This is a genomic window from Nocardia sp. NPDC004260, assembly GCF_053603155.1.
Genome location: NZ_JBSGEZ010000194.1, coordinates 1 through 3,650 on the forward strand (window position 1 = coordinate 1; position 3,650 = coordinate 3,650).

The following is a 3,650-nucleotide window of genomic DNA, read 5'->3' on the forward strand; positions in this document are numbered from 1 at the left end:
CGCCCGGTCGGCATATCGGTCCGCCGCAGCGGCAATTTCGGCTGCTTCCTTTTGAAGGCGTGGATCTCGGATCCGGACTATCAGAAGAATTGCCAGCAGCAGGGCGCATGCAGCCGCAGCGAGTAGATAGCCGTTCTTGGTCGAGGTCGCCTCCATAAATGGTCCGAAGGCCAGCGGTGCGAGGAACTGGCCGAGGAACAACGCGGTCGCGGACAACGCGGTAGCCTGGCCGCGCCGGAATGCGGGTGGAGTTTCGCCGATCAGCACCGTAACTATGGGGAAAAGCAACCCATAACCCGCGCCAAAAACGATCGCTGCGGCGTCGAACGTCACCAGGCCGGTACTGGTGCCCATGATCAGGAACGCCGCCACCCAGCAGGTCGCGGCCGCGCGCAGCAGAACGGCGAATCCGGCGTGCGCGCGGACCCAGGAGTACGCGAAACCGATCAGGGCCGAGGTAGTGGAGAGCACCGCCATGAAGACCGAGGCGAAGACCGGTTCGCCGCAATCCAGTTGCGCCAGCCGCTGCGGCACGAAGGCCACCAGGCTCGAGGTCATCAATCCGATCAGCGCCATCAGCACGAGCCAGCCGAGTAGCACCGGGTAGCCGCGCAGCAGAACAAGCACCGAGCCATGAGCGGTCCGTGCGCCGGTGCCGCCGCCGGGCACGGAGAGCAGCAGCGTCGCGATGCCCAAGGGAACGCCGACCAGGTAGATGGCGAATGCGGCATGCCAATCGATTCCGCCGAGCACGCCCGCCAGCAGAGGCCAGATCAGTCCACTTGTCATGGAAGCGGAGGTGCGCCAGCCCATGATCCGGTCCTGGCGCGGTCCTGATGCTGAAGCGAGAAGCGCGACGGTGGTCCCGCTGAATACTGCCGCCGCACCTGCACCCAGGACCAGACGGCTCCCAATGAGCACAGGATACGAGGTGGTGATCAAGCCGGCCCCACCTCCAAAACCATAGAGCAGTAATCCGACGCCGAGTGGGACGCGCACGCCCCACCTATCGAGCGCCCAGCCCACCGCAGGACTCGTCGCCGCGATCGCGGCAGCATGTGCGGTAGCCACGAAACCCATTGCGGTACTGCTGATCCCGAGGTCCGCGCGTGCTAATTCCAGAACCGGCATCACTATCGCGCCCGCCATGACGCCCAAGGTGGAGGCCAAGAGAAGAACGGCCAACCTGGTCTGCGCCACCCGTCGTGAGGTGGCGGCGTGATCTCGATACATCGCTACCGCTGGGTGGCCCCGGGAGCGGGGCTCTCGACAAGCTCGCTCTCAACGATGAACTGGCCCGCTGCGGTGCGGCGCACATCGTCGAGCCGGCGGTCGAGCTGATCTCCCGGCTCGGGTTTCACGAACAGATAGGCGGCGGCGCCGCAGGAACCGAGCCCTCCGCCGTACACGTCGCCCTCCTGCACCCGTACGTCCGCGCGCAGCACCCCTGGGATGGTTTCCAGCGCGGCTCGCGCGGGCACCCGCCGCACCGTACCGGGCGTCAGCGGCACGCCGACTGCGGCGATGACATCATGCGCCCGAGCGTGCGCCCTGGCCGGTTCCCGATTCAGTGCGAGTTCGACGCCCGCGACGATCGTGTTGACGCCGAACAGCACTTCGGAGAGAACCGGGAGTGCCGCGCCCCCGGCTCGACAGGCGATCTCCCCCAGCACATACTCGCCGTCGCGAGTTCGGAATACCTCGCAATGCACCTGTCCCGTGGACAGATCCATGACCTCGATAGCGTCGCGCGTCAATGCCTCGACCGCAAGAGCCTGCGGGTCATCCTCCGGCAAGGTGAGGAACTCGTGAATATGGCCTCTGCTCATCGCCTCGAGAATCCAGGCGAGGTAGCGCGTCGTGAGGGTCAGTCGCACTTCTCCGCGCCACATCGCGATGTCGCAGCTGTACTCGGCGGCGACATCGATGCATTGCTCCACCAGAAAACCATCGGCCGCGGCCACCAAACCGTCGTAGACGCCCGAGGCCCGCAGCATGGGGGTGAAGTCGTCTTCCGCGGCGACCTGCGCGGTGAACTTCCCAGCCGCGACGAACTCCTCCAGCTCGGCGGCGGAATCCACCTTCATTGTTCCGAGCCCACCGAAGCCGCGCCGAGGCTTGAGCACCACCGGCCACCCGAAATCCTCCGCCACCCTCGCCACCTCAGAGAGGGAGTGCACGACCGCCCACCGTGCCACTGGCACTTCACCGGCGTGCAACTTGCTCTTCATGACGGCCTTGTCGGTGAAAGCCACTGCCTGGTCCCAGCTCTGGCCTGGAACGCCGGACAGCGACCGCAGGAAGCCCGCGGCGGCGATGGTGATCTCGTCGGTGCCGATCACCTGGGTCACCGGCAACTTCGCCACCAAGTTGGCGAGTGCGGTGAAGTCGCTCCACGAAGCCACCGCGTGCAGTGGCGCCCGAACGCCCGCGTCTCGCCAAATCTGTTCCGTCCCCGCTGGTACCAGGCAATGGACCGGCCCTTTGATCCGCTGCAGGTAAGCGCCCATAATGGTTGGTCGCGTCGCAAGAACCAGGGTGCACAAAAGATTTCCTTCGATAGATTTTGAAAAAGATCGCCCCTACATGGAACGCGACCACAATGCGGCGGAAGTGCCGCCACGGAATATGCAGAAGCCGTACGCGCAACCCAGTCAAACCAAATAGTTCTGTAGGCCAGCGACCACCTCGCCTGCTGGATTGGTGATCGCCGTGATCTCACACAGGGCAAACGTGTTGTTGCCGTATAGATCTAGTCAACAGCCTATTGTCCGCAAAGATGCATGAGAAACGCCGACTGCCTTGACATCTTCGTCCAGTGATCCGAGTTGCGCCGACGAAGCCAATGCGCTACTGGTCGCGTGCGGCAGCAGAGTGCGCACACGGGGGTACTCACTACATATCTTATCCGAAGTTACATGATCTTTGGTTGTACTTGACTGTGGGCGACGGTGCGGCCTTGTAAGTCGTTGATGACGTCTTGCCGCAGTTGCTGCAGCTTGACGGTGGTGCAGTACACGCCCTCGTTCTGGAGGCCGGCAGGATCCTGGAGATGTGGTTTGACGACCCATTCACCGCCTACGCGGTCCGGGACAGTTGACAGGTTGGTGTAGTACAAGCCGATCAGGTCGGGGAAGATGCTTTCGCCGTAGGCGTTCATCTGCTCCGGTGTGACGTGCGCCAGCGAGCCGACCTGTCGTGCCATCCTCAGTTGCCGTACTGTTTAGTTTCCGGGCGTTCGATCAACAGTCCATGCGCTGGTTCTTCTGCCACGGGGCGGTGCGCGACCCCCTTCGGCACGACGAACATCTCGCCCGGGTACAAGGTCACCGGCTCGCGGTCCTGCAGTTCGAGGCGGAGAGTGCCTTCCCAGCAGAGGAACAGTTCGTCCTCGTCGTGGTGGTGCCGGGGAATTCGCCGTGCAGACGCGCGATGCGGATCATGGTGTCGTTGGCCATCGCGAGATCCTGCGGCTGCCAGGGAGCAGGAAGGGCGGCAACGACTTCGGGGATCGAGACTTTGCTCATGCACCCATCGTGGGCCCGACAAGGTAAGTGGCATAGAGCCAATCGAGTGCAATTGGTTTGCATATGGATCCAGTTGAAGGCGCCGACCGGCTCGTCTGCTGGCAGCGCTCAGTAACCGCGTGC

The 3,650-nt window shown here is 63.7% G+C and carries 5 protein-coding genes; all 5 read right to left on the reverse strand.

What is annotated here, in order from left to right; genetic code table 11:
* On the reverse strand, nt 1-1,233 hold a 1,233-nt coding region (locus tag ACWEO7_RS38620; RefSeq protein ID WP_452430699.1), incomplete at its 3' end, for an MFS transporter.
* A 2-nt stretch (nt 1,234-1,235) separates the two neighbouring features.
* On the reverse strand, nt 1,236-2,405 hold the full coding sequence (locus tag ACWEO7_RS38625; protein ID WP_452430701.1) for an ATP-grasp domain-containing protein: 1,170 nt from the start codon (nt 2,403-2,405) through the stop codon (nt 1,236-1,238).
* A gap of 509 nt (nt 2,406-2,914) precedes the next feature.
* Complete coding sequence (locus ACWEO7_RS38630) at nt 2,915-3,205, reverse strand: hypothetical protein (RefSeq protein WP_452430703.1); 291 nt, start codon at nt 3,203-3,205, stop codon at nt 2,915-2,917.
* Between the two features lie 2 nt (nt 3,206-3,207).
* On the reverse strand, nt 3,208-3,414 hold the full coding sequence (locus ACWEO7_RS38635; protein WP_452430705.1) for a cupin domain-containing protein: 207 nt from the start codon (nt 3,412-3,414) through the stop codon (nt 3,208-3,210).
* Nucleotides 3,327-3,527, reverse strand: a complete 201-nt coding sequence (locus tag ACWEO7_RS38640; RefSeq protein WP_452430708.1) for a hypothetical protein — start codon at nt 3,525-3,527, stop codon at nt 3,327-3,329. The genes ACWEO7_RS38635 and ACWEO7_RS38640 overlap by 88 nt, the downstream gene beginning before the upstream one ends.
* Nucleotides 3,528-3,650 lie beyond the last annotated feature (123 nt).

Bases quoted from the DNA above. Each gene is read 5' to 3' on its own strand.
- ACWEO7_RS38640 (WP_452430708.1), bottom strand. From the start codon at position 3,527: ATGAGCAAAGTCTCGATCCCCGAAGTCGTTGCCGCCCTTCCTGCTCCC.
- ACWEO7_RS38630 (WP_452430703.1), bottom strand. From the start codon at position 3,205: ATGGCACGACAGGTCGGCTCGCTGGCGCACGTCACACCGGAGCAGATG.